Genomic DNA, 1,977 nt, shown 5'->3' on the forward strand with positions numbered 1-1,977 from the left:
CGCCGGCATCGCCCAGGTCGCCGCACAGGCCGGCCATCCGGTGTTGCTGCTGGACAACCGTCCGGGCGCCGCCGCACAGGCCATCGAAGGCATCGACCGGCAGCTGGGCAAGCGCGTCGAAAAGGGCAAGCTTTCAAGCGAGGCACGGACAGCAACCATCGCCCGCCTGCACGCCGTGGAAGCCATCGAAGCGCTGGCCGATTGCGAGTTGGTCATCGAAGCCATCGTCGAGAACCTTGAGGTCAAGCGCGCGCTCTTCCGCCAACTGGAAAGTGTCTGCGGCGAACGGTGCATCCTCGCCAGCAACACCTCGTCGCTGTCGATCACCAGCATCGCCGCGCAGCTGAATCATCCTCAACGCCTGCTCGGCCTGCACTTCTTCAATCCGGCACCGATCATGGCGTTGGTGGAAATCGTCTCGGGCCTGGCCAGCGATCCGGCGCTCGCCGAATGCCTGTACGACACCGCCAAAGCCTGGGGTAAAAAACCGGTGCACACCCGCTCGACGCCGGGCTTCATCGTCAACCGTGTCGCGCGCCCGTTCTACGCCGAAAGCTTGCGCCTGCTGCAGGAAGGCGCCGCCGACTGCCCGACGCTGGATGCGTTGATGCGCGATGCCGGTGGCTTTGCGATGGGCGCGTTCGAGCTGACCGATCTGATCGGCCATGACGTCAACTACGCCGTGACCTGTTCGGTGTTCGATGCCTACTACGGCGACACACGCTTCCTGCCTTCGTTGATCCAGAAAGAACTGGTCGAGGCTGGCCGCCTGGGGCGTAAAAGCGGCCAGGGGTTTTACAGCTATGCAGAAGGTGCTTCCCGCCCTCATCCGATCGAAATCAACAGCAGTGCGGCCGTTGAAACCGCTGTGGTGGAAGGTGATCTCGGCATCGCCAACGCACTGATCCCGCGCTTGCGTGACCACGGCATCGACGTTATCCAGCGCGACGGCCAAGGCCTATTGCGGGTCGGCGACGCGGTGCTGGCCTTGAGTGACGGGCGCATGGCCTGCCAGCGCGCTGCGGAAGACGGCTTGCGCAACCTGATCCTGCTCGATCTGGCGTCCGACTACGGTCAGGCCAAACGGATTGCCATCAGTTGCTCAGCCGATATCACCGACTCCGCGCTGGACCAGGGCATCGCCTTGCTGCAGTGCGCTGGATTCACCGTCAGCCGACTCAGCGACAGCCCGGCCCTGGCCGTGTTGCGCACGGTCGCGATGCTCGCCAACGAAGCCGCCGACGCCGTGCTGCAAGGCGTCGCCTCGGCCGCCGACGTCGATCTGGCCATGCGCGCCGGGGTCAATTATCCCCAGGGCCCGCTGGCCTGGGCCGATGCCATCGGGCTTTCACACGTCCTGACCGTACTGGAAAACCTGCACGCCGGTTACGGCGAAGAACGCTATCGCCCGTCGCTGCTGCTGCGTCGCCGGGTCGCTGAAGGGAGAACGTTCCATGACTAACCACGAAGCCATGAACCTGGCCAGCCAGTGCGCCCAAACCATGCTCAAGCGCGACGCCGCCAGCCAGGCCATGGGCATGCGCCTACTCTCCGCCGCGCCGGGTTGTGCCCGGGTCGGCATGAGCGTGCGCGCCGACATGATTCAAGGTCACGGCACCTGCCACGGCGGCTACCTGTTCGCCCTCGCCGACTCGGCATTCGCCTTCGCCTGCAACAGCTACAACGACGCCACGGTGGCCATCGGTTGCAGCATCGACTACATCGCCCCGGCACATCAGGGCGACACGCTGACCGCCGATTGCATCGAACAAAGCCGTTCTGGCCGCACCGGCAACTACGACGTACGCATAGAAAATCAACAGGGCCAGCTGATCGCGCTGTTCCATGGCAAATCCTACAAAGTGCGCGGGACAGTGCTCGCGCAGGAGACCCCGAATGAATGACGCCTTGATCATCGACGCGGTGCGGACCCCGATCGGCCGCTACGCCGGCGCCTTGAGCAGCGTGCGCGCCGAC

At 64.8% G+C, this 1,977-nt stretch carries 2 protein-coding genes; both read left to right on the forward strand.

The window, feature by feature from the left end; genetic code table 11:
- Positions 1-1,462: 3-hydroxyacyl-CoA dehydrogenase PaaH (gene paaH, locus GBC55_RS29675; protein WP_247267082.1), on the forward strand; the 1,462-nt coding region annotated here is incomplete at its 5' end.
- The gene (gene paaI / locus GBC55_RS29680; RefSeq protein ID WP_162441232.1) at positions 1,455-1,904 is read left to right on the forward strand and encodes a hydroxyphenylacetyl-CoA thioesterase PaaI; all 450 of its coding nucleotides are present in this window, start codon (positions 1,455-1,457) and stop codon (positions 1,902-1,904) included. The genes paaH and paaI, both read left to right, overlap by 8 nt.
- Positions 1,905-1,977: the final 73 nt, after the last annotated feature.

This window comes from Pseudomonas sp. TNT3, from assembly GCF_010095445.2.
Classification (GTDB): Bacteria; Pseudomonadota; Gammaproteobacteria; order Pseudomonadales; family Pseudomonadaceae; genus Aquipseudomonas.